The sequence below is a fragment of the Clostridioides sp. ZZV14-6387 genome (assembly GCF_020657835.1).
Lineage (GTDB): Bacteria > Bacillota > Clostridia > Peptostreptococcales > Peptostreptococcaceae > Clostridioides > Clostridioides difficile_A.
In genome coordinates this window covers 156,064-181,334 of record NZ_JAGWCW010000006.1, presented here as the reverse complement: position 1 = coordinate 181,334, position 25,271 = coordinate 156,064, and the positions used below count along the sequence as shown (strand labels likewise).

The following is a 25,271-nucleotide window of genomic DNA, read 5'->3' as shown; positions in this document are numbered from 1 at the left end:
AGTAGAGCCTGAGTTATTATCATCTTCAGGTTTATTAGTAGAGCCTGAGTTATTATCATCTTCAGGTTTATTAGTAGAGCCTGAGTTATTATCATCTTCAGGTTTATTAGTAGAGCCTGAGTTATTATTGTCTTCAGGTTTATTAGTAGAGCCTGAATTATTATTGCCCTCAGGTTTATTAGTGTTATTGCAATTCTTGTCATTATGGTTCTTATCTTTACAAGAATTATCTTTATCAGGTTTAAGCTCTGGTTTTACAGAACAATTTGGTTTTGCTGAAAATTTGTATTTAGTATTGCTGTATACTAAACTTTTGTTACTTAGATTTACATTGTTTTCAAGCGATGAAGCACTTGCAGTAACAGCACTAGATGCTGTAGCTAAGGTTAACACTCCCAATGCTAACATAGTTTTTAATTTTGTTGGTATATTTTTTTTCATTATAAACACCTCTCAATCTAAAAATTCTAAAAATGTTACTAATTTGTAACCTTTAGTGTAGGGGGTACCCGTGCATTTATACTAACATAAGAATAAGCATTTTTTCACTGTAAAGATATGTAAAAAGAGTATACATGGAATAAACAGGTATATTTAAGAAAGTTTAATAATTTGTCTCATAAAGCTACATAGTATGAAATCACTAGCTTTGAGAAAAATATATTTTTATAATGATTTTATGATGTAAATTTATGGTTACGAAAAAAAAATTTATATAGCTATTGAAATTTATTTAATATACATTTTAGTACAAATGGTAAATTTTCATTATTGAAATCTTTGAAAAATAAGAAAGTCATCTGTTCCAATAGATGACTTTTTATATGGTAAATTATAATATACTTTAGTTTAATACATCAGTAATCCTAACGTAATTACGATAATTTCTGCTATTAATGAACCAACCGCAACTACAATGAAAGTTTCTTTAAATCCGGTTTTATGTGTTAACTTAGATAAACTTAAGAATGTAAGAAAAACACCACTTTGTGGAACTATAGTAAGTATATTTGAAGCTATTGTAGCAACACGATGAATTAATTCTGGATTCAGACCAGTGCTTAAATAATAATTTGCGAAGTTTGGCATTACTATTCCTAATGCACCAGAAGATGAACCTGTTATTGCTGACATTGTTGAAGTTAATACAGTAAGACTTATAAGTGGGCTACCTGGTATTGACATAATAAGTTTGCTGAATACATTAAAACCTGGTGCAGTCATTATTACTGCTCCAAATGCAACAGCAGAAGATGTTGCAAATATAGGTCCAATAGAACCACTAGCTCCTATACTCAATGTCTGTATTTTGGATGATAAAAATTTACGGAATAAAAATGCAGATAAAAGGATTGCAACTATTAAAGCTATGTAAATTACATTTTTTTTCAGAAATTCTGAGCCAAAAGTACTTCCTATTATTGCTATAATTACAAGTGCTAATAGAGGAAAGATGCTTGCAAAAAATCCTGGTAATTCTCTATCTAGAGATTCTTCTTCTGATTCTGAAGTATAAGTTGCATACGTTTCACCCTTTTTAATACTTTTATTCAGAGCGTATTTCATGTAGATAAGACCAAACACAGCACAACCTATACTGCCTGCAATACTTGGTATAATAGCTGCAGTAAGAGAAGTATTTAGATATTGAATAGGAATAACATTTTGAATGGCTGGTGTCCCAGGAATCATAGTCATTGTAATTGTAGCAATTCCAAGCCAAAGAGGAATTTGAATAAGATTCCAAGAAATATCAAGTTTTTTAAATAGAGTTCTTGCAAGTGGAATGACTGCAAACATAACTACAAACAGACTTATACCACCATATGTCAATATAAAGCTTACTATAAATATCGCAACTAAAACTCTATAAGGATGTTTAGAGCCAAACTTGTTTAAGATAAAATCTGCTATAGATACAGTGGCTCCACTTTCCTCCATAAATTTAGCAAGTATTGAGCCTAATAAAAATATTGCAAAATAGCTCATTATATAATTGCCAAGTGCTCCCATGTAATTATTTTTGCCAGCACCTAGCATTGATGTTACAACATCCATTTTATTTAAGAGAACAACTATTAAGGTTGCTATTGGAGCAGCTATAGTTATATGAATTTCTTTAACTGAAAAATATATAATAGCTATTATACCAATAATTATACCAATTGGTGCTATAATACTCATAAACATTCCTCCTTATTAGAGGGACTTGAAGAACAGTTTCTTCAAGCCCTAAATATAAAATAACTACTGTGCAGTATATCCTCCATCTAGTATGCACGCTTGTCCTGTAATTCCTTTAGCTTTATCACTTGCTAAGAACATAGCATAATCTGCAATTTCTTGAACATCTAATAGACGTTTTTGTGGCACAAGTGGATATAAAACTTCTTCTAATACATTTTCTAATGGGATGTTACGAGTTTTTGAAAGGTCATTAAACTGACCTCTAACAAGTGGAGTATCCACATATCCAGGGCATAAAGCATTAACTGTTATACCAGAATCAGCAGCTTCAAGGGCAGCAACCTTTGTTAATCCTATAAGTCCATGTTTTGCTGAGTTATAAGCAGCCTTACCAGCAAATCCTATTACACCATTGATTGAAGCCATATTTATTATACGACCAAATCCTTGTTTTTTCATTATAGGGAATACTTTTTTAGTAGCTATAAAAGGTGCTGTTAGCATTATTTTTATCATAAATTCAAATTTATCAGTTGGGAAATCTTCTATCATAGAAACATGTTGAAGTCCAGCATTGTTTATTAATATATCTAATTTACCGTACTTTTCAACAGTTTTGTCTATAGCATGGTTAATTTCTTCTTCTTTAGTTACATCACACTTTACATTCATGCAATCATAGCCTTCTTTTTTTAGCTCTGTTGTAACTTTGTCTAAAGCTTCTTGATTTATGTCAGAGAACATTACTTTAGCACCATTTTTTAAGAATGATTCAGCAATTTGTTTACCTATTCCACTTGCAGCTCCTGTTACGAATACAACTTTGTCTTTAACCATTTTCATTTCCTCCAATTTTATTTTATTTTCATATTAATATTTTGAATAATATAAATTTACATCTAATACATTTGTATTTTTAATCACTTTAAACAGCTGATATGTTTCCATTTAATGAGTCTGATAATATTAAAGGTGCTTCAGTAGCAGAAATAACATCATCCAAAGTGAAAGCAGGATTTATTTCTTTAAGTAAAATTCCATCTGGTGTTACTTCCATAACGCCCATTTCGGTAACTATCAAATCTACAGCATTAGTTGCAGTAAGTGGAAGAGTACAATTATTTAATATTTTTGCAGAACCTTTTGAAGTATGTTCCATTGCTACAATGACTTTCTTAGCACCAGTTACTAAATCCATAGCTCCACCCATACCTGGAACCATCTTGCCTGGAATCATATAGTTTGCTATGTTGCCACATTTATCAACTTGAAGTGCACCAAGAACTGTTATATCTACATGACCACCTCTGATTATTCCAAAAGAGGTAGCGCTATCAAAGAAACACCCTCCAGGAAGTATCGTAACTGGTTGACCTCCAGCATTTACAATGGTTTCATCACTTAGATTTACATCTTCAGCTACTCCTAAACCTAGAAAACCATTCTCAGATTGCAAGATAACGTTTACATCATCTGGAATGTAATTTGCTACTTTAGTTGGTAGGCCTATACCAAGGTTTACAACAGTTCCATCTTTTAATTCTTTAGAAACTCTATTTGCAATATATTCTTGTATTTCTAATTTATCCATTATAAATTACCTCCTTCAATGATGTAATTCACAAAAATACCTGGTGTAGTAACTTCATTTGGGTTAATATCACCAATTTCAACGATTTCATCTACTTCAACTATTGTAATCTTGGCAGCCGAAGCCATTAAATTATTAAAATTGTTCATAGAACCTTTATAAACTAGATTACCTGCTTTATCAGCCCTTGATGCAAAGAGAAGAGCAATATCTGCATGGATTGGTTTTTCAAGAAGGTATTCTTTATCATTTATGACAATTTTTTGTTTTCCTTCTTCAACAAGAGTACCAATCCCAGTAGGTGTTAATATACCTCCCAAACCATAACCAGCTGCACGTATTTGTTCAGCAAGAGTTCCTTGAGGAACCAATTCGACATCTGTTTCATTATTATTCATTTGTCTACCAGTTTCTTTATTTAATCCTATATGAGAAGCAATTATCTTTTTGAATTGCTTATTCACAACCATTTTTCCAACACCTTTGTCAATAAAGCCAGTATCATTACAAATTAGTGTTAAATCTTTTATATTTTTATTACACAAATAATCAATCAAATTTTCTGGTGAACCATTAGCCATGAATCCACCTACCATTATTGTATCTCCATCTTTTACATGAGATAGAGCTTCATTGATGTTAACTATTTTATTCATATTTCCTCCTATCGTGAAACTACCATTGATATTCCTTGGCCACCACTGATACAAAGTGTTGCAAGACTAGTCTCAGTTTTACGTTTTTGTATTTCATAAAGTAGCGTAACGAGTATTCTAGCGACATTTGACTCTATTGGATGTCCTAATGCTATTGCACCACTATTAACATTTAATTTTGATGAATCTATTTGAAGTTCATGTCGAATAGCTATCTTTCTTGAATGATAATTAAAAATTTTCTGAATAAAAAAATTATAATAAAGTACTTTTAATACAAGCTTGCTTTTAAGTATTTCAATTATTTTTATCCTTAATGCTTTAGGTTTTCCTGTTTCTAATTATAGATTACGGCGAAAAAAGCGTTTTGTCTAAGTCTAATTTTTTATATAGTGTATAAGAAAAATTTATAGGATAGAAATTTCTGCCATGTTTAGAAAAATATTTTGTTAAAATATTAATGAAATTATGTTGATTTTCCTATAGAATATTACTATAAGAAAAAATATAATCTAAACTATATTTTTAAGAAAGGGGGTTTAAAATGGATATAAAACAGTTAAAATATTTTGTTGAGATAGTAAAATCTGGTTTTAATCTATCAATAGCATCTAAGACACTTCACATATCTCAACCAGCGTTAAGTCAAATCATAAAAAATTTTGAAGAGAGTGAAGATGTATACTTATTTGAGAGGTACAAAGGCAGGTTAAATGGCTTAACACCAGCAGGAGAGAGATTTTATGTAAATGCAGAACATATTATAAATGAATACAAAAACATGATGGAAGATTTAAGGGAAGATTCAGTTCAATTTAAAGGTAAAGTTAGAATAGGAATACCACCACTTATACTTGGAATAGCCTTTTCAGATGTAGTTGCACAGTTAGTTGCAAACAATCCAGATATAGAATTTGATATAGTAGAGAAGGGAGCATATGATTTAAGTAGAATGCTTATATTACAAGAATTAGATTATGCGGTGTTATTACATCCACATAAAATTGATAAAAGTGTAGTGACTGAACATGTACTTCAAGAAGACGAGCTTACAGCTTTTTTAAATGTAAATCATCCACTTGCTAAAAAAAATAAGATAGACTGGAACGATTTGAATGAGCAGTTACTTGCAATATTTAATCCTGCTTTTATGATACATCATAAGCTAATGCAAAAATTTACTGATGAAAACGTTAAGTTAAAAAGATATATCATGTCTGGTTCATGGGATTTTCTATTGTTATCAACTACAAACTCTGATTTTATAACCATTCTACCATCACCAGTCCACGATTTCTTTGAGAATAGTAAAATTATAGAAAGACCATTTAATCATCCTATTACATGGAAAGTTGTATTATGCAGACCTAAGAAAGAACGTTATAGTCATGTAGATGAACATGTATTTAAATTTATTATAGATTTTTTTAGTAAAAAAAATTCGTGAAAGTGTTATTAAAATAACAATAAAAAGCAAACAAATTTTAAAAAATTACAATAAACTATTAGTTTTTTATCTATATATTTAATAGACAATAATAGGTTTTACATATCAGAATAAATTAGTATTGAAAATTATAATATACAAAATATATTTTCTAAAAATAAAAAATAAAAACAGTGAGTATCTGTAGATAGTCATTGTTTTTATTTTTCTATATAAAAGTTATTAAGTATTACTAGAAAACTTTTTACTTATTATAGTCAAGCTCATAACTGTTAAAAATATAAGTAGACCTGGAAATACAGCTAAATATAACTTATCAAAAATATGTCTTTGAGCATCTTGAAGCATATTACCCCACGATGCAAGAGGTAATTGTATTCCAAGACCTAAAAAACTAAGAGCGGATTCAGTTAAGATAGCATTAGCAATATTTAATGAGCCTGCAACTACAATAGTTTCTTTTAAGTTTAAAACTATGTGTCTTAATAGTATATTTCTAGTTTTAATACCTGTAGCTTTAGCAGCTATACAGTATTCATTTTCCTTTATTTTTAATGTTTCTCCACGGACGATTCTTGAGACTTCCATCCAACTTAAAAATCCAATAATTAGTATAATAGTGGAAACTTTAGGTGTCAAATAAGTATTTAACACAATCAAAACTAAGAAGCTAGGGATACTCATAAGCATATCTACTATTCTCATTAAGAATTGGTCCAACTTACCTCCAATATATCCACTAATAACACCTACAGCAGTACCAAATACTATAGAAATAACCATGGATAAAATACCAACACTAAGTGAAATTCTTCCACCATAAAGAGCTCTAGAGAAATAATCCCTCCCAAGCTCATCTGTACCAAAAATATGCTTTAAACTAGGTTCTTGAAGTTTGGAAGTAGTGTCAATTGCATTAGAGTCTATATTTAATATAAAAGAAGCTATGATTAATATGATTATTATACTAAGAGTAATGCATGCAAAAGCAAAGGATTTGTCTTTTTTTAATTCTTTTAGAATATTTGTAAACATAATCAGAAGCCTCCTTTACTAGATTTAATTTTAGGGTCAATTAATAGATATAATATATCAGCTACTAAATTTCCTAAAATTAAAAAGAGTGCTGATAACATAGTTATTGCCATAATTATGGTATAATCTCTTGAAAAAATTGAATCAATCATTAATCTACCCATACCTGGCCAAGAGAAAACTACTTCTGTAACAAATGCACCAGTAACTAATTTTTGTATACTCATACCAAGAATTGTAACTAATGATGTCAGTGAATTTTTCAAGACATGTTTGAAGAGTATGATTTTTTCTGATAATCCTTTTGCTCTTGCTGTAACAACATACTGTTTTTTTAATTGTTCACTTACACTAGCTTCTACATAATTTGTGAAAATAGCTGTATTATATAAACCTAAAGTTATTACAGGTAGAATTAAATGTTTTACTAAATCTCCAAAACTATCATTTCCAATAGTATGCATACCTCCTGATGGAAAAATATTAAACTTAACTGAAAAAATTGAGATGAGTATCATGCCTATCCAAAATGAAGGAATAGAAACACCTATATAATTAAAAATAGATGATATTTTACTAGTTATTGAATTTTTATTTACAGCTAAAAATATTCCGAGAGGTATAGCTACTAATATTGAAAATATTAAAGAAGTTCCCATAAGAATAAATGTATTTCCCATCTTTTCCATAATTTGTTCTGTAACAGGCATATGGTTTATATAAGAAATACCTAGATTTCCACTTAAAGTGTTTTTTAACCAACTTAAGTATCTTATGTATACTGGTTTATCAAGTCCCATGTTAACTCTTATATTTTCAATATCTTGTGCAGACATTAAAGGATTTATATAAGCATCTGCTGGGTCACCAGGAGCTAATTCTAAAAGCCCAAATGATAATATAGATATTAAGATTAACATAGGTATTAAAACTTTTACTCTATTTAATATTAATTTCAACATAAATGAATTCTCCTAATTAAAGGAGATGTCTCGTTTTAGAATAATAAAACAATGCAATGGACACTAAGTTCAAAGTTGCCATATTATTTTTAGACATCTCCCTTTTTAATTAATAATATAAAATTTTACATAAATTATTCTACATATAGTTTAGACCAGTCTTCAAATAATATTGCAGGAGATGGTTTAGCATCTTCTATTCCTTTTAAACTTTTTTGAGCTGCCATTAAATTCTGTTCATAATCTATAGTATAAATAGGTGCATCTTTAGATATATCCTGTTGTATTTGTTTGTATATTTCTTTACGTTTTTCTTTGTCTAATTCAGTAAATCCTTTTTCCCATAAAGCATCTATTTCAGTATTAGAATATTTAGTTTGGTTACAATATTGACCAGTTTCAAACATACCTCTATATGGATTTGGCTCTAATCCCCAAGCATATCCATTTACATACATATCACATTCAGTACCATTGCTAAATAATATATTGAAGAAAGCTTTACTTTCATAAGGAACTATTTCAGCTTCTATACCAATTTTTTTCAACTCTTGTTGAGCTACTAAAGCATAGTTTTTATGTCCAAATCTGCCTGTGTTATAACCTATTTTTAATTTATCAATTTTAACACCACTCTTAGCTAATAGGTCTTTAGCTTTATTTGTATCTTGCTTATATTCTTCAACACCTTCTTCAGTGTAGAAGTCTGCTTCTGGAACTAATATAGATTTAGCAGGTACAGAACCCTCTTTTCCATATGCTGATTCTATCATTTCATTTCTATTCAAAGCATATGATAATGCTTGTCTTACTTCTTTATTAGCCATATTTGCTATATTTTGGTTAAATACAATATAATTTAATCTTTCTTCACTGTAAGTGTAAGTCTGTAAGTTTGAATTTGATTTTGCTTTTTCATATCCTTCAGCAGATGTCTTCATAAGTGAAATTTCACCATTATTTAAAGCTGCTTCTTGAGATGCTTCATTAGGTATTATTTTTAATGCTATAGAGTCTGCTTTAGGTTCTCCACCGAAATAATCTGCATTTTTTTCAAATACTATGCTTTCACCTTTTTTCCATTCTTTAAACTTGAATGCCCCAGAACCAACTGGATTATTGTTTTTTTCTGACTTAGCTATATTTGATTCTCCTTCAAAGATGTGTTTAGGTATTGGAGCTATTTTAGATATACCATACAAGAAAGATTCACTTGCAGTTGGTAAGGTAATCTTAACAGTTAAATCATCAACTTTCTCTACTTTAACTGGTTTTTCGCCTATCAATAAGTATTGTCTTGATGGTGAATTTTGTTTTTCATCTAAAACTGTATTAAATGTGAATAAGACATCTTCAGCAGTTATTGGTTTCCCATCATGCCATTTTAAATCAGATTTTAATTTTATAGTTAATTCTTTACTATCTTTAAAATCTACTTTTTCTGCTAGATAATTTACTAAATTTCCTTTTTCATAAGTATAAAGAGGAGCATAAACTATATTTGACGCAAGAGAATCTTCTTTAACATTTGCAAAAGCTCCATTGATTATGTCAGGGTCACTTGCCATAGGGATTACAACAGTTCCACCAGATTTACTTTCTCCTCCTCCACTAGACTTGTCTTTATCATTAGAACTACAAGCTGTGAATGTAAACATTAATGCCGAAACTAAGATTAATGATGCCAATTTTTTAAATTTCATATTCTTATAAAACCTCCATAAAATAATATTTGACGCATATTTTTCATTTTATAATAAGAATCATTATTAAATCAACACATATAGAAATTAACTATCATACTGTTTTAATTGATAGAAAAAAAGAATAAAATGTAATAAAATGTTGTAATTTAAAATTTTATAAAATACAATCAAAAAGTGTATGTTATTTTAAGCAATTTCACTGAGAGGAGAAAATAATGAATAAAACACTAATTGAGGTTAGAGACTTAAAGGTCTATTTTCATACAGATAAAGGCATTGTAAAGAGTGTAAATGGAGTAAGTTTTAATATAAATGAAGGTGAAACTATTGGAATAGTTGGAGAATCAGGATGTGGTAAATCTGTAACAGCTATGTCTTTGATGAAGCTACTTCCAACATCAAAAATAGAAGGTGGAGAAATAATATTTCAAGGTAAAGACATTTTAAAGATGAATGAAAATGAACTTATGGGAATAAGAGGCAATGAGATATCGATGATTTTTCAAGAGCCAATGACATCTTTAAATCCAGCATTTACTGTGGGGAATCAAATTATTGAAGGAATTATGTTGCATCAAGATTTATCAAAAGAAGAGGCTAAAAAAAAGGTAATAGATATGATAAAGCTAGTAGAAATACCAAGAGCTGAAGAAATATATAATTCATATCCACACGAGTTATCTGGTGGTATGAGACAGAGAATAATGATAGCTATGGCTTTATCCTGTAATCCAAAATTACTTATAGCTGATGAACCAACAACAGCTTTAGATGTTACTATTCAAGCTCAAGTTCTGGATATAATGAAAAATATAAAAGAAAAATTAAACACATCTATAATGATGATTACCCATGATTTGGGGGTAGTTGCAGAAATGTGTGATAAAGTAATAGTAATGTATGCGGGCAAAGTTATAGAAGTAGCAGATGTTGTTGAATTATTTAAAAATCCAAAACACCCTTACACTATTGGACTTTTAAAGTCAAAGCCTATTCTTGGAGAAAACAAAGAAAAAAGGTTGTATTCAATTCCAGGACAAGTACCAAACCCAATTGGAATATCAGATTCATGTTACTTTAGTGATAGATGTGAAAAAGTATGTGATAAATGTAGGACTCAGATACCTCCTTTAATAGAATTGAATAGTGGCCATAGTATTGCATGTTGGTTATATAAACAGGAGGAGATATAAATGAAAAAAGAAGAAAGTTTATTAAAAGTAGAAGGGCTTAAAAGGTATTTTGAAGTTAAATCTGGATTGTTTAATAAGGAAGTCAAATATGTAAAGGCAGTTGATGGAGTCTCTTTTGATTTGAAAAAGGGAGAAACTTTGGCTATAGTTGGAGAATCAGGATGTGGAAAATCAACTGCTGGAAGAACAATTCTTAGATTAATTGAAAAAACTGAAGGAAAAGTTGAATTTAATGGTATAGATATATATAAGTTAGAGAAGGAAGAACTTAGAAGATTAAGACCAAAAATGCAAATGATATTTCAAGACCCATATAGCTCATTAAACCCAAGATTAAATGTAGAGCAAATAATATCTGAGGCAGTTATAGAACATAATTTAGTACCAAAAAATGAAATAAAAGATAATATATTAAATGTTGTAGAGAATTGTGGCCTTTCTAAGTATCATTTAAACAGGAAACCAGGCGAGTTTTCTGGAGGTCAAAGACAGAGAATCGGTATAGCAAGGGCATTAGCATTAAATCCAGAATTTATAGTTTGTGATGAACCTGTTTCTGCATTAGATGTTTCTATTCAATCTCAAATTATAAATTTACTTATGGATTTACAAGATAAATATAAACTTTCATATTTGTTTATATCTCATGATTTAAGTGTAGTAAATCATATTGCACATAGAGTATGTGTCATGTATCTAGGTTCTATAATAGAGATTGCAACGAAAGAAGAACTTTACTTGCATTCTCAACATCCATACACAAAAGCACTTATGAGTGCAGTACCAATACAAGACCCTACAATTAAGAAAAATAGAATTATATTAAAAGGGGATATACCATCTCCAACAAACCCACCAAGTGGATGTAAGTTTCATACAAGATGCCCTTATTGTAAAGAAGTATGTAAAATAGAAGTTCCAGTTTTAAAAGAAATATCAAAGAATCATTTTGTCGCATGTCATCTAGTATAGATATTTTCAAAATTAAATCTGAGATATATAATAAGAATAATAGGATAAATTGAAAATTTTTTGATGCTAAAATTATATGCTATTAATATTAAGTTAGTTGATATATAAGTTTAATCTATAATGTAATTATTGAAAAGAGGGGTAGACGTGTCAATTTTAGTAACATTGTTAGGGTTATTGGTTTGCACAACAATTTCAACTGTACTTAGTAAAAAGTGGAACAGTATTCCTCTTGCAATATATCAAATTGTATTAGGAGTTATATTGTCTATTTTGCCATTTAAATTTTCATTTTCATTTAACCCAGAAATATTTGTAATATGTATAATAGCTCCATTATTATTTAGTGAAGGTCAAAATGTATCGAGAAAAGAGCTGTTAGAACTTAGAAAGCCTATTTTACTTCTTGCATTTGGTCTAGTTTTGACAACAGTATTTGCAGGTGGAATCTTTATACATTTTCTTATTCCTGAGATGCCTCTGTCAGTTTCATTTGCTCTAGCAGCAGTAATATCTCCAACTGATTTAGTTGCAGTAAAATCAATCACACAAGGATTAGATTTCCCTAAAAATATGATGAGTATACTTGAAGGTGAATCTCTATTAAATGATGCTGCTGGAGTAGTAGCATTTAAAGTTGCAGTGCTTGCAACAGTTACAGGAGCATTTTCAATAAAAGAAGCAGGGATTCAATTTATAATTACTGCTTTTGGAGGAATAATATTAGGATGCCTTTTAGGATATATAATTATAAAAATAAGACTTAGTTTACATAAGTGGAATCTGGAAGAAATTCCAATGGTAATAGTTATACAAATAATGACTCCACTTTTTGTGTATTTTGTGGCAGAAGAAGTAGGGGTATCTGGAATTCTAGCTGTTGTAATGGCAGGGATAGCCCATGGAATTGAAAAAGAGCATTTACAAAATACAACTACTAAACTAAGAATAATATCAGACAATACATGGTATGTTTTAGAGTATGTATTGAATGGATTTGTATTTACATTGCTTGGTTTTTTATTACCAAGCATATATATAGGTCTTAGCACTAAAAATGAAAATATGGCATTGAAATTGACTTTTATTGCTGTTTTAATTGTACTTATTTTATTTGTAATAAGATTTATATGTGTATATTTATGGCATGATTCTTTTATAAAAACTAAAAAGAATCCATTAAATAATTTCTTTATAGGATTTTTAGGTTTTAAGAATGAAGAAGTTGTAAAAGACAGTATTTCTAGATGTAAATACTCATTAATAGTTGCTACTTGTGGTGTTCATGGTACCTTTACACTAGCAACTGCATTATCCATACCATTTTATTTAGCTAATAAAGATATATTTCCGATGAGAGATACTGTTTTATTTATATCATCAGAAGTTATTCTTATAAGTTTAATATTGGCTACAATTTTATTGCCAAGATTATTAAAAAATAATATACAAGAATCAGAACATTTACTATCTGATAAAGAGGCATATCAATTAATTTTGAAAGAAGCTATTTTAAAACTTAGTAATGAAAAGGCACAAGAAGTACAACCAGTTATACATGATTTAAATGAACAGTTGGTAGACTCTGAAAAGGGAATATTAAATACTCCAGATAACAAACTTATAAGTATTATGATTGCACAAGCAGACCATCAAGGTTTGTTGGCTGTTCAAAAACTATTAGAAGTTGGAAAAATTTCTGATAGAGCTTTTAAATTGTATAGGTTTTATATTACAAAATCAAGAAAATCTATTCAGAAGTCTATATTTAAGATTGCAAGGCTAAAAATAAGTATGTGGATTATAGATAGAAAAGTAAAACTAGAAATAAAAGAAAAAATTACAAAAATAATATCCAAAAATAAAGAAATAATTAAAGAATTTCACCATGCATATGCACTTTCTACTAAAACTGCTATATCTTTTATAAATGGAAATACTGATGAAAACAACAGACATGAGTCCATAATAGTAATCAGATTTTATAATCGTTACTTGAATTGGCTGACTAGAAAGATTCAAAATGATGATAAGTTTGAAGCAAAAGTAGAATACTACAGGTTAATGGCAATCCAAAGTGAAAGAGATAGTGTTCAACAATTAGTTGAAACTAAACAAATATCAAGAGAAGTCGCTAAGGAGTTATTGGAGAATATTCTTTATGATGAGATGATGATGATAGAATCATAAAAACAATGCGATATAGTGTGTGTTCTTTGATATTAAAATTAATGTTAAAAAATAGGAAATAGTTTTCAATAATTTGCTTGACAGATATATTTATTTATAATAGAATAAAACCATAAATTGAATACAATATTTATTAGCATTAACAAATTGGATTGTTACTGGAAAGCAGGCAATACCTAAGTTAAGATATACAGGTGAATTGTATCTTAATTTAGGTGTTTTTTTATGAATAAGTGAATTTGTATTTTGGGAGATATATTGATTATGATTATTCAACAAATTTATAATAATAATGTTGTATTGGTTCTAGATGAAAATATAAAAAAAGAATTGATATTAACAGGATGTGGGATTGGATTTCAGAAAAAGAAAGGTCAAGAAGTAGACAAAAGTAAAATTGAAAGAACCTTTGTTATACAGGATGAAAGTTTTGTAGATAAAATTGGAAAACTGGCAAGCCAGGTTGATGAAAAATTTTTTGAGATTAGCACAGATATAATTGCTTATGCAGAGGGAATCTTGAATACTGAACTTTATGAATATATTTATGTAGCACTTACTGACCATATTGCATTTGCGATTAAAAGGTATAATGAAAATATAACTATAAAGAATGATTTACTACATGAAATAAAAAGAATACATAAAAAAGAATATGAGATTGGTAAATGGGCTGTAGATTATATAAATAAAGAATTTAATGTACAATTTCCACTTGATGAAGCTGGTTTTATAGCCATGCATATAGTAAATTCAAATTATAAAGGAAGTTCAAAGGAATCTCTATTAATTACTAAAATAGTAAAAGACATACTCAATATTATAAGATACTACTATAGAGTTGAATTTAGAGAAGATGATATAAATTATGATAGGCTTCTTACTCATCTGAAGTTCTTTGCAAATCGCTTGGTAAAAAGAGAAGAAATAAATGATGCAAATAATGAAATTATAGATATAATAAAAGTAAAGTATGAAAAAGATTATAACTGCGCATATAAAATAAAAACTCATGTAGAGAAGAATTACGATTACTATGTAAGTCAAGATGAATTACTGTATTTAACATTACATATCAAAAGAGTTATATCTGTATTAAACTCATAATAAAAGGGAACTCGATACAAAATATATAGGTTAAATATATTATTTAAAAGTTAATACAAAATAATAATTTTAAAACATTAAGATTGTTACTGATGATGCAGGCAAGACTTAGGTTTATAAAAAAATTATAATAGTTTATTTTTAATTCTGAAATTAGGTTAATATAGATTTATTTATATTAGCATAAGTTGGATTTTGGAATTAGGTGTACTAATGTAATTTTTTATAAACTTAAGTCTTTTTTATTTAAAAAATATAAAATAATAAGGAGAGAAGAGTATATGAAAAAAATATTTGGTATTTTACAGAAAGTAGGGAAATCTTTAATGCTACCAGTTGCATTACTTCCAGCAGCAGGTATATTACTTGGTATAAGCAATGCTTTAGCAGGAGATGCATTATTAGCTCATTTTCCAGCTTTAGCTAATCCTACATTTCAACTTATAATAAGTATAATGGAAAGTTCAGGTCAAATTATATTTAATAACTTACCACTTATATTTGCAGTTGGTGTGGCTGTAGGTTTGACTGAAGGAGAAGGTGTTGCAGCATTGGCAGCCATAGTAGGTTTTTTAATCCTCAATACATCTATGGGGGTTATGGCAGGTGTTACAGAAGGTATGATAGATAATTCTATGTATGCAAGTATTGTTGGAATACCAACGATTCAAACAGGTGTATTTGGTGGTATCATAATAGGGATAGTGGCTGCTTATCTTTATAAGAAGTTCTATAAAATTGAGTTACCTCAATATTTAGGTTTTTTTGCAGGTAAAAGATTTGTTCCAATTGTTACTTCATTGGCAGCCATAGCAATAGGAATCATATTGTCTTTTGTTTGGCCTCCAATACAAGAGGGATTGCTTAGTTTCTCAAAAAATGTCATAGAGACAAATCAAATACTAGCAGCGTTTATGGAAGGTTCTTTAGAAAGACTATTAATACCTTTTGGTTTACATCACGTTTTTCATAATCCATTTTGGTATCAATTTGGAGAATACATAAATAAAGCTGGTGAACTTGTAATGGGTGACCAAAAGATATTCTTTGCCCAACTTAAAGATGGAGTAACCTTCACATCAGGTACTTTTATGACAGGAGCATTTCCTTTTATGATGTTTGGTCTTCCAGCAGCAGCGCTTGCTATGGTACATGAAGCAAAGCCTGAAAAGAAAAAATTTGTAGCAGGTATAATGGCATCAGCAGCATTGACTTCTTTTTTAACAGGAATAACTGAACCAATAGAGTTTGCATTTTTATTTGTAGCACCAGCATTATTTGCAATACACTGTTTATTTTCAGGTTTATCATATGCAGTGATGCAATTATTGGGAGTTAAAATTGGTTTTACATTTTCAGGAGGACTAATAGATTTCTTGTTATTTGGTGTACTTCCTAATAGAACTCCATGGTATTTAGCTATTTTAGTAGGTCTTGGGTTTGCAGTATTATACTATAGTGTATTTAGATTTATGATAAGAAAGTTCAATTTAAAGACACCAGGAAGAGAAGATGAGTCAGAAACCAATGTAGGTACTGTTGAAATGTCTAAAGATGAATTAGCATCAGAGATTTTAGTTGCCCTAGGGAATAAAGAAAATCTAAAGAGTCTAGATGCTTGTATAACAAGACTTAGATTAGTTGTAAATGATATAGATAAAGTAGATAAAGAAAAGCTAAAATCACTTGGAGCAGCAGGTGTTATGGTTATTGGAAATAATGTTCAAGCTATATTTGGACCTAAATCAGATGCAATAAAGTCTGATATAAAGGATATAATAGAAGGAAAAATAAAAGTTGAAGACAAGAATATTAAAGATACATATAAAAATAAAGTGGGAAAAAACAATACAGAAATCGTCAACATGGGAGATTCTTTATTAGAAGAAGAGGTTTATGCCCTTACAAATGGAGAGTTACTAGACATAGAAGATGTGCCAGACTCTGTATTTTCAAGCAGATTGATGGGCGATGGATTTGCAATTAAATCTGATGATGGATTAATATATTCACCAGTTGATGGAACTATTGGAGTTGTATTTCCAACTAAGCATGCGATAATAATAAAATCTAAGAAAAGTGGAGTAGAAATACTTATACATTTAGGAATAGAAACTGTAAACTTAGAAGGTAATGGATTTGAAGTATTTGTGAATGTAGGAGATGAAGTCAAAGCAGGGGATAAGTTAGTGAAAATGGACTTAGAGTATATTGAGAAAAACGGTCTATCAGTAATAAGCCCTGTAGTATTTACTAATTTAGAGCAAAATCAGAAATTAAGCATTAAAAAAGGAAGAATCATAGCAAAAGAGAAGAATCGTGTAAGCATAGTAAGAGATAATGTTGAAAAGATTGGATAGATATATAATATTTTAATTTATTTTAAAATATTAGCAACCATGAGATATTAGTAAGATGAATAGACTAATATCTCATGTGTTTATTAAGACAACATTTATAACAAATAATTTACTCATCTAAAAGAGTAATATCTAAAGGACTTTTATTGTTTATATAATTTTTAGGAGATACCCCATAGTACTTTTTAAATGCTCTTACAAAACTAGAATAATCGTTGAATCCACATTTACTACAAACTTCGCTCATAAGATTACCATTAATTATTAATGATTTTGCCAAAATTAATCTTTTCTGGACTATATAGTTGTGTATGGATGTCCCAGTATAAGACTTAAACTTTCTCATAAGATAATATTTACTTATAAAAAATTCAGATGATATGCTATCTATGGAAAGCTTATTATCTATATTTGAATTTATATAGTTTAATATTTTTTTTATAGTTTCATCATAAAAAACATCTTCTGTTGATTCTGTATTTTCACTTTTTAAGAAAATTCTATTTAAGAATATCATAAGTTGTATAAACAATGTGTTTCTCAATAGTTCATTTCCAAATTCATTGTTAGATTCAGAAATATTTATTTGTTCAATAAAAGTCTTAATGGATTGAATATCATGTATATTTAAACGTAATCTATTACATTTATTTTCTGTGGCTATTTTAAAACATTTTTCTAAGTCACTAGTAATATTACTATTTTTTTTCATAAATTCTGGACTAATCCATATTGCAATTCTCTCATAAAATACATCTGAATCTATAACTGGTTTATGGATTTCATTATTACTGATAAAAAGTATATCCCAAGGTTTTAGTTTATAGGGAATTCCTTCAACAAAATAAGTGACATTTCCATCTATAAATATAATTATCTTATTAAAATCATGATTATGGTATTCAAATTTTATATCTTTTTTGTCTCTAATATTAAATATTTTAAAATTATCATTTAAGTACCCAATTTTTTTATCCATAGCTTTTATATGAGACCTTTCTTGAGTTATATTATAAAAAATTATAGAGCATTTTTTGCAATATTTCAAGCATTTTTAACCATTCACATAGTAAAAAATTCTTAATATAATATTATATGTAGTGTAATTTTAGCAGAAAGAGTTTAAAGGGAGGAAAGCATTTATGAAATTAAATGATATTATACAAGGTTTGGATATAGTCAATGTCAAAGGTGAATTAAATATAGATATTAATAATGTACAATATGATTCAAGAAAGGTTACAGAAGGTACATTATTTGTATGCATAAAAGGATTTGTGTCAGATGGTCATAAGTATATAAAAGATGCTATAGAAAAGGGAGCAAAAGCCTTTATTGTTGAAGAAGATGTAGAAATAAAAGGATATACATTTATAAAGGTAAAAGATACAAGAAAAGATATGGCAAAGATAGCTGACAATTTTTACAATCATCCATCTCAGAAATTTAATGTTATAGGAGTTACAGGTACTAATGGAAAAACTAGTATAACTACTATATTAAATGAAATATTAACTTTAAATAAAAATAAAGTTGGTCTTATAGGAACTATAAAAATTTTTGATGGTGAAAAAGACATTGTTTCTAGTTCAACGACTCCAGAAAGTATAGATTTACAATATCATTTTAATAATATGTTAGATAATGGATGTGATTACTGTGCGATGGAAGTTTCATCACACTCATTGGCATTAAATAGAGTTGATGAGACAGACTTCAAGGTGGGCATATTTACAAATTTAACACCAGACCATTTAGACTTTCATAAAGACTTAGAGGACTATAGAAAAGCCAAAGAAAAGTTGTTTTTTAAGACTACTATGGCAAATATAATAAATATAGATGATGAAGGTGGAAAAAAGATATATGAAAATATAAAAGATTTAAATGTACCTTGTTACACTTATGGTGTTGATACTAAAGCTGATTTTATGGCTAGAGATATAAAATCAGATTCGGATGGAGTATCTTATAGGTTGATAACACCTTCTTATGAAGAAGTTATATTTATACCTGTTCCAGGGATGTTTACAGTATATAATACATTGGCAGTTATAGCTGCTTGCTATGTACTTGGCATACCTAAGCCAGTGTATAAAGAAGGTCTTAGACTTTCTAATGGAGTATCAGGAAGGTTTGAAACAGTTCCAAATGATAAGGGAATCAGTGTAATTGTAGATTATGCTCATACCCCTGATGCACTTGAAAATGTATTGAAAACAACTCAACAATTTGCAGAAGGAAAAATAATTTCTGTGTTTGGATGTGGTGGAGATAGAGATACTGAAAAGAGACCTTTAATGGGAGCTATTGGACAAAAGTATTCTGATTTATGTATTATAACTTCTGATAATCCAAGAACTGAAGAACCAGAAGCAATAATAAAAGATATACTTGAAGGAATTGATAAGAAAAAAGAAAATTATCATGTTGTTTCGGATAGAAAACAAGCTATAGCAGAGGCTATAAGTATGGCAAAGAAAAATGATGTTGTTATCATAACAGGTAAGGGACATGAGACTTATCAAATTATAGGTAAAGTTAAGCATCATTTTGATGATAAAGAAGTTGCAAATGAATGTTTAAGTAAAATGTAATATGAGAATCTAATAAAACAAGACATCTAAAAATGTAATATCAAAATCTACTTTGATATTACATTTTTATTTTGTATATGGAAATTATTGTAAAATAAGTAATACAATAATAGGAGTTCTAATATCTACATTAATTAATTTATTATTGTAATAAAGTTTATAATTTTGTATAATTACAGTAAATATGGAAAAATAAGTATCATTATAAAATGCTTACAGTAATTGACATAAAATAATAATTATATATAGAGATTCTAGAAAGGCAGGAAGCATAATGTTAAGTGATGCAAAAAATAATAGGCATGGTTTGTCCATAATTGCCGTAATAAGTATCTTAGTAATTACAATTTCCTGTTTGATTTATGGTTCAAGGTTGAATAAGACATTAGGTGAAGAAACGAATCAATATCTTTCAGAAATAGCAAATCAAAGCGTCAATGTGTTGAGAAAACAAATTAATGGAGATATAAAGTTATTACAATCAATTTCAATATTTGTTGAAGGAGAGGGGTCTTTTGAAGTAGATAATATCCTTTCTATACTTAAAAGAGAAGCTGTCAATAGCTCATTCAAAAGAATGGGGGTTATTTTACCAAATGGCACAGCATATACTACAGATGGGCATATAGAAGATTTCTCGAAAAGGGATTATTTCTTGAAATCAATGCAGGGAGAAGTGGCTATAACAGGCAAATTAAAAGATGTAATAAAAGATAATGAAAATGTTAATAGCGACATTAATGTATATTCTGTACCAATTTATAAAGGTAATGAGGTTAAAGGGGTCATATTTGCCACACATAACACCAAGTTGTATGAAAAGATTCTTTCTGTGCAAACCTTTAATGGAAGAGGTTATTCTTATATAGCTAAGAGTAATGGAGATATTGTTTTAAATCCAAGTAGTAAAAATGCCAACACTAATAAGGAAAATTTATTTACTTATATTGGTAAAAGTGATGCTTCATCAAAGTCTACTCTTAATAACATGAAGTCAAACATAAAAAATTTTAAGTCTGGTTCATTGAGTTATAACATGTCTGGAAGGGGATATTATTTAAGTTATGCACCAATAAGAATCAATGATTGGTATCTTTTTTCTGAAGTACCTAAAACTGCTGTATCTGAGAAGTCATATGCTATTATAAAGCTTACATTATCAGCATGTGTAGTTTTGATTATAATATTTACTGCATTAACAATTTACATATTGTTTATACAAAAAAAGAGTAAGGAAAAATTAGAAGATTTTGCTTTTAAGGACAACGTTACAGGTATCGGAAATTCAAATAAATTTAATCTTGAGGGTGGCAAATTTTTATCATCTCATGAGAAGAAGAACCTAGTTTTAATTTATTTTGATGTGGATAAGTTTAAGCTAGTAAATGATAGGTTTGGATATGAAGAAGGAGATAGAGTATTAAAAGAAATAGCAGAGATAATTAAGAGTATGTTTAAAGAACAATCCGTATTTTCAAGAATTTCAAATGATAATTTTGCCATAATATTTGAAAAGAAAAATAATAGAGAATCAGTTATTGAAATATGTGAACTTATACGTAAAAAAATGTCAATGATAAAAACTAGCATAGGAGTAGAGCTAAATTTGATTCCATCGATAGGAGTATACTTTGTTGAAGAGGGAGAAACAAATATTTCTACCTGTCTTGATAAAGCTATGATTGCAAAAACGACAGTAAAAAGAAAATATTTAAAAGTTTATGAAATTTATGCTGAAAACTTAAAAGAGACTCTCATAGAAGAACGTGATATTGAACAAGAAATGCATGATGCTTTAAAAAATGAACAATTTAAAGTTTATTTACAACCTAAAATTGAATTATCAACTGCTAAAATTGTAGGTGCTGAAGCTCTTGTACGTTGGCAGCATCCTAAAAAAGGATTAATAAGTCCAGGTGTGTTTATTCCTATTTTTGAGAAGAATGGTTTCATAACAGAATTAGATATGTTTGTATTTACTCAAGTTTGTAAAAATTTTAAACGTTGGGAAAATGAAAGTTTTCCTACATTTCCTATATCAATAAATTTATCAAGGGTGCATCTTGAGAACCCAGATTTTATATTTGAGCTTGAAAATATAACAAAAGAATATGGGATTGAACCAGATTTAATTGAAATTGAGCTGACAGAAAGTGCAATTTTTGATAATACAAAAATATTGTTTAAAATAATGCAGGATTTAAAGTCTGTTGGATTCAAAATTTCTATGGATGATTTCGGTTCAGGTTATTCTTCCTTGAATATGCTTAAAGATATGCCAATTGATGTATTAAAATTAGATAGGGAATTTTTTATAACAGTAGGAGATATGAAAAAAAGTCAAATTGTAGTTTCAAGTATTGTTCAAATGGCAAAGCAGCTTGATATAAAAGTTGTTTCAGAAGGAGTCGAGACATTGGAGCAAGCTGAATTTTTAAGAGTTATAGGTTGTGATATGGCTCAAGGCTTTTTATTTGCTAAACCAATGCCAATCGAAAAATATGAAAAACTAATCTTAGATAGATATATTGTAAAAGGAAAAGAAACAAATTAAATAAATTATAAAACATAACATAAAAATTTATAAAAAGTGAACCTTGTTTAATCAATGCTCACTTTTTTTATATAAAAATACACTATTACAAGAATCTAACTTGTTATAGGAATTAGATGATATTTTAAAAGAAATATATGAAATATTCTGATATAAACAGTTTGATAGTATGGTTTATGCAGTTAAGTATATTAAACATTATTTGAAAAATTGGGAGGATAAATTTGGAGAATATAATAATTAGAGAAATGGAAGCTGATGAAAGAAGGTTTGTGTGGGAACTTGGTAAATCAAGTTTTGGATTGGTTGAAGGCTTGGCATTCAAGAAACCAAAAGATGCTTTTCTTGCTATAGTGGATGGACATATTGTTGGGATGGCTTCTTATAGAATTTTTCATGCAAAAAATAGTCAAAAGATTGGTTACTTAGAAACAGCCTATGTAAAAAAAGGTTATGAGGGTAAAGGAATAGGAAGTAAGCTTTATAAAAAGGTAACTATGTTTTTAAAAGAGCAGGGTTGCAAAACAGTAACTGCCACTGTAAAAGATGATAATGTTGCATCATGGAAGCTTTTTGAAAATAATGGATATAATATTATGAGTTTTACACAGATGTTACAAAATTATGGGCTAATTGGGACTGTACAATTATGGATACACAGCACGCTTTTTATTGCCTCTGGGTTTCATCTATGGAGTACTTCAGCACAAAAAAGCAATTCATCAATTCGACAATTAGGAACTTACATAATTTTGAACTTATTGATATTGTTTCCTATTTTATTGTTTGATAATAATTTAATTGATTGTAGCGTCATGGTAGGTGCATTTTTTTCTTTGTTGATTATTTCCTTAATTAGTGGAATGTTTGCAACCTTAATTTTACCCGAGAAATGGATATTTACTGTTACACGAGGTGGATTGTTTATATCATTATTGGTGACAGTATTAGGTGGTATATGGCCAATGATAGGTAGATTTTATCCAAAAGACTACAAATCAACTGCTAGGTTTAGACGCAACATGGCTATTGAAGGATTATTTGAATGGTTAGGATTATTGTGTTTTGTTTTATGGATAGCAGTTGTAGGAAAATCAGAATTTAGTGAATACATAGTTTCACTTGGAAAGACTTTGTTGATTTTACATAGTATACCTTTTTATCCATTTGAATGCTTTGGTGGAAGGCGTATTTGGGATTATAGTAAAATACTTTCAGTAGCAACAGTAGTAATTTCTATAGGTGTATTAAATCTATTTTAGAAATATAATTTTATAACCAAGATTTGAGGCTAAAGTCTTATTAAAAAACAAAAAGTAACTTATAAATTTAATTGTTATATGTAATAGATTAGATTTTATCATACAAAAAAGAGAGTTTTTCATTGTGATTATTAGAAATCATTTGGAATAACTCTCTTTTTTGCAAAGAATCTATATAATTATTATAAGATAATAAAAAATTTCATTATTATAACTATAATATCCTAATCATAGTACTTACAATAGCCAAAGTCTACAAAGTTAATAATTTTAAACATTAAATCTAAATAATATAACATCTCCATCTTTAACTATGTATTCCTTACCTTCTAATTTAACTAATCCTTTTTCCTTAGCAGCAGCCATAGTACCATGCTCAACTAAATCATTAAAAGCTATTGTTTCAGCTCTTATAAATCCTCTTTCTATATCAGAATGTATTTTTCCTCCTGCTTGAGGTGCCTTACTTCCAACCTTTATAGTCCATGCTCTAACTTCTTTTGGACCAGCAGTTAAGAATGAAATTAAACCAAGTAAAGCATAAGAAGATTTTATAAGTTTGTCAAGTCCTGATTGTTCAAGACCTAATGTCTCTAAAAATTCTTTCTTTTCTTCAGGAGAATCAAGTTCAGAAATTTCTGCTTCTATTTGTGCACATACAACAACAACTTCAGCATCTTCTGTTTCGGCAAATGCTTTAACTTGTTGAACATACTTATTATTTTCCCCATTATCAGCCAAATCATCTTCTGATACATTTGAAGCGTATATTACAGGTTTAGATGTAAGTAAATCTAATGAATTTACGAATACCTGTTCATCTTCTGTAAATTGCATAGTTCTTACACACTTACTTTCCTCTAAAGTAGACATGATTGATTTTAGTAAATCAAGTTCAGAGCCTAAAGTCTTATCAGCTTTAGCAGCCTTTTGAGTTTTATGGATTCTTCTTTCAAGAATTTCTATATCAGAGAAAATTAATTCTAAGTTTATAGTCTCTATATCACGAAGTGGGTCTACAGAACCATCTACATGTATAACATTTTCATCTTCAAAGCATCTAACAACATGGACTATTGCATCAACTTCTCTTATATGTGATAAAAATTTATTTCCTAAACCTTCTCCCTTAGAAGCACCTCTAACTAAACCAGCTATATCACAAAATTCTATAGCAGTAGGGACTATTTTTTCAGAATTATATAATTCTTGTAGTTTGTTCAATCTTTCATCTGGAACAGATACAACTCCAACATTTGGGTCTATCGTACAAAAAGGGTAATTTGCAGATTCTGCACCTGCTTGAGTTATTGCGTTAAATAGTGTGCTTTTACCTACATTCGGTAAACCAACTATACCTAATTTCATATTAATCGTCCTCTCTCTTATTCTTTTTTATATTCTTTATATAACTTTAAACAATCAATCTATAGGATTGCAAAATTGTTTTAA

At 28.8% G+C, this 25,271-nt stretch carries 19 protein-coding genes and 1 pseudogene; 9 read left to right on the top strand and 11 right to left on the bottom strand.

All coding sequences use genetic code 11. The annotated features are described in order from the left end of the window. The 6 genes and pseudogenes from KGF38_RS05935 to KGF38_RS05910 form a co-directional block, all read right to left on the bottom strand. Window positions 1-441: pseudogene (locus tag KGF38_RS05935) on the bottom strand (sporulation protein); the annotation flags it as partial. Window positions 442-849: 408 nt separating this feature from the next. Continuing rightward, on the bottom strand, window positions 850-2,184 hold the full coding sequence (locus KGF38_RS05930; protein WP_074178522.1) for a GntP family permease: 1,335 nt from the start codon (window positions 2,182-2,184) through the stop codon (window positions 850-852). A gap of 63 nt (window positions 2,185-2,247) precedes the next feature. Beyond that, window positions 2,248-3,024, bottom strand: coding sequence for a 3-hydroxybutyrate dehydrogenase (locus KGF38_RS05925; RefSeq protein WP_074178521.1), 777 nt, complete (start codon window positions 3,022-3,024; stop codon window positions 2,248-2,250). 88 nt (window positions 3,025-3,112) lie between these two features. Further along, window positions 3,113-3,778: a 3-oxoacid CoA-transferase subunit B gene (locus KGF38_RS05920; RefSeq protein ID WP_074178520.1), complete on the bottom strand. Its 666-nt coding sequence runs from the start codon at window positions 3,776-3,778 to the stop codon at window positions 3,113-3,115. Then, window positions 3,778-4,434 carry a CoA transferase subunit A gene (locus KGF38_RS05915; RefSeq protein ID WP_074178519.1) on the bottom strand — a complete coding sequence of 219 codons (657 nt, stop codon included), beginning with the start codon at window positions 4,432-4,434 and terminating at the stop codon, window positions 3,778-3,780. Before KGF38_RS05915 ends, KGF38_RS05920 begins: the two co-directional genes overlap by 1 nt. An 8-nt stretch (window positions 4,435-4,442) precedes the next feature. Further along, window positions 4,443-4,643, bottom strand: coding sequence for a hypothetical protein (locus KGF38_RS05910; RefSeq protein WP_227832260.1), 201 nt, complete (start codon window positions 4,641-4,643; stop codon window positions 4,443-4,445). A gap of 335 nt (window positions 4,644-4,978) precedes the next feature. Between KGF38_RS05910 and KGF38_RS05905 the strand changes: the two genes are divergently transcribed. Continuing rightward, the gene (locus KGF38_RS05905) at window positions 4,979-5,881 is read left to right on the top strand and encodes a LysR family transcriptional regulator (protein WP_054271242.1); all 903 of its coding nucleotides are present in this window, start codon (window positions 4,979-4,981) and stop codon (window positions 5,879-5,881) included. Window positions 5,882-6,103: 222 nt separating this feature from the next. On the opposite strand, the gene KGF38_RS05900 is transcribed toward KGF38_RS05905, so the two are convergent. The 3 genes from KGF38_RS05900 to KGF38_RS05890 all read right to left on the bottom strand — a co-directional run bounded on the left by KGF38_RS05900 (window position 6,104) and on the right by KGF38_RS05890 (window position 9,581). Then, window positions 6,104-6,916, bottom strand: a complete 813-nt coding sequence (locus KGF38_RS05900) for an ABC transporter permease (protein ID WP_054277290.1) — start codon at window positions 6,914-6,916, stop codon at window positions 6,104-6,106. A 2-nt stretch (window positions 6,917-6,918) separates the two neighbouring features. Next, window positions 6,919-7,878: an ABC transporter permease gene (locus KGF38_RS05895; protein WP_054277289.1), complete on the bottom strand. Its 960-nt coding sequence runs from the start codon at window positions 7,876-7,878 to the stop codon at window positions 6,919-6,921. Window positions 7,879-8,012: 134 nt separating this feature from the next. Further along, window positions 8,013-9,581 carry an ABC transporter substrate-binding protein gene (locus tag KGF38_RS05890; RefSeq protein WP_074178518.1) on the bottom strand — a complete coding sequence of 523 codons (1,569 nt, stop codon included), beginning with the start codon at window positions 9,579-9,581 and terminating at the stop codon, window positions 8,013-8,015. Between the two features lie 218 nt (window positions 9,582-9,799). Between KGF38_RS05890 and KGF38_RS05885 the strand changes: the two genes are divergently transcribed. The 5 genes from KGF38_RS05885 to ptsG all read left to right on the top strand — a co-directional run bounded on the left by KGF38_RS05885 (window position 9,800) and on the right by ptsG (window position 17,406). Continuing rightward, complete coding sequence (locus tag KGF38_RS05885; RefSeq protein ID WP_074178517.1) at window positions 9,800-10,777, top strand: ABC transporter ATP-binding protein; 978 nt, start codon at window positions 9,800-9,802, stop codon at window positions 10,775-10,777. Continuing rightward, on the top strand, window positions 10,778-11,749 hold the full coding sequence (locus tag KGF38_RS05880; RefSeq protein ID WP_074178516.1) for an ABC transporter ATP-binding protein: 972 nt from the start codon (window positions 10,778-10,780) through the stop codon (window positions 11,747-11,749). A 147-nt stretch (window positions 11,750-11,896) separates the two neighbouring features. After that, complete coding sequence (locus KGF38_RS05875) at window positions 11,897-13,939, top strand: cation:proton antiporter (protein WP_074178515.1); 2,043 nt, start codon at window positions 11,897-11,899, stop codon at window positions 13,937-13,939. Window positions 13,940-14,203: 264 nt separating this feature from the next. Next, window positions 14,204-15,046 (top strand): BglG family transcription antiterminator LicT, encoded by an 843-nt coding sequence (gene licT / locus KGF38_RS05870; RefSeq protein WP_054271235.1) that lies wholly within the window; start codon window positions 14,204-14,206, stop codon window positions 15,044-15,046. A gap of 281 nt (window positions 15,047-15,327) precedes the next feature. After that, entirely contained in the window at window positions 15,328-17,406 is a 2,079-nt protein-coding gene (gene ptsG / locus KGF38_RS05865) for a glucose-specific PTS transporter subunit IIBC (RefSeq protein WP_074178514.1), read from the top strand. Between the two features lie 109 nt (window positions 17,407-17,515). Here the strand turns inward: ptsG and KGF38_RS05860 are convergent, their stop codons facing one another. Continuing rightward, window positions 17,516-18,385, bottom strand: a complete 870-nt coding sequence (locus KGF38_RS05860; protein WP_054271292.1) for an AraC family transcriptional regulator — start codon at window positions 18,383-18,385, stop codon at window positions 17,516-17,518. A gap of 163 nt (window positions 18,386-18,548) precedes the next feature. Here KGF38_RS05860 and KGF38_RS05855 point away from each other — a divergent pair, with 163 nt between their 5' ends. The 3 genes from KGF38_RS05855 (at window position 18,549) to KGF38_RS05845 (ending at window position 23,819) form a co-directional block, all read left to right on the top strand. Then, the gene (locus KGF38_RS05855; protein WP_054271233.1) at window positions 18,549-20,003 is read left to right on the top strand and encodes a UDP-N-acetylmuramoyl-L-alanyl-D-glutamate--2,6-diaminopimelate ligase; all 1,455 of its coding nucleotides are present in this window, start codon (window positions 18,549-18,551) and stop codon (window positions 20,001-20,003) included. Window positions 20,004-20,277: 274 nt separating this feature from the next. Next, window positions 20,278-22,557 carry an EAL domain-containing protein gene (locus KGF38_RS05850; RefSeq protein WP_074178513.1) on the top strand — a complete coding sequence of 760 codons (2,280 nt, stop codon included), beginning with the start codon at window positions 20,278-20,280 and terminating at the stop codon, window positions 22,555-22,557. A 224-nt stretch (window positions 22,558-22,781) separates the two neighbouring features. Next, complete coding sequence (locus KGF38_RS05845) at window positions 22,782-23,819, top strand: GNAT family N-acetyltransferase (RefSeq protein ID WP_227832259.1); 1,038 nt, start codon at window positions 22,782-22,784, stop codon at window positions 23,817-23,819. 270 nt (window positions 23,820-24,089) lie between these two features. Here KGF38_RS05845 and ychF read toward each other — a convergent pair whose 3' ends face one another. Beyond that, entirely contained in the window at window positions 24,090-25,187 is a 1,098-nt protein-coding gene (ychF, locus tag KGF38_RS05840; RefSeq protein WP_054271231.1) for a redox-regulated ATPase YchF, read from the bottom strand. Window positions 25,188-25,271: the final 84 nt, after the last annotated feature.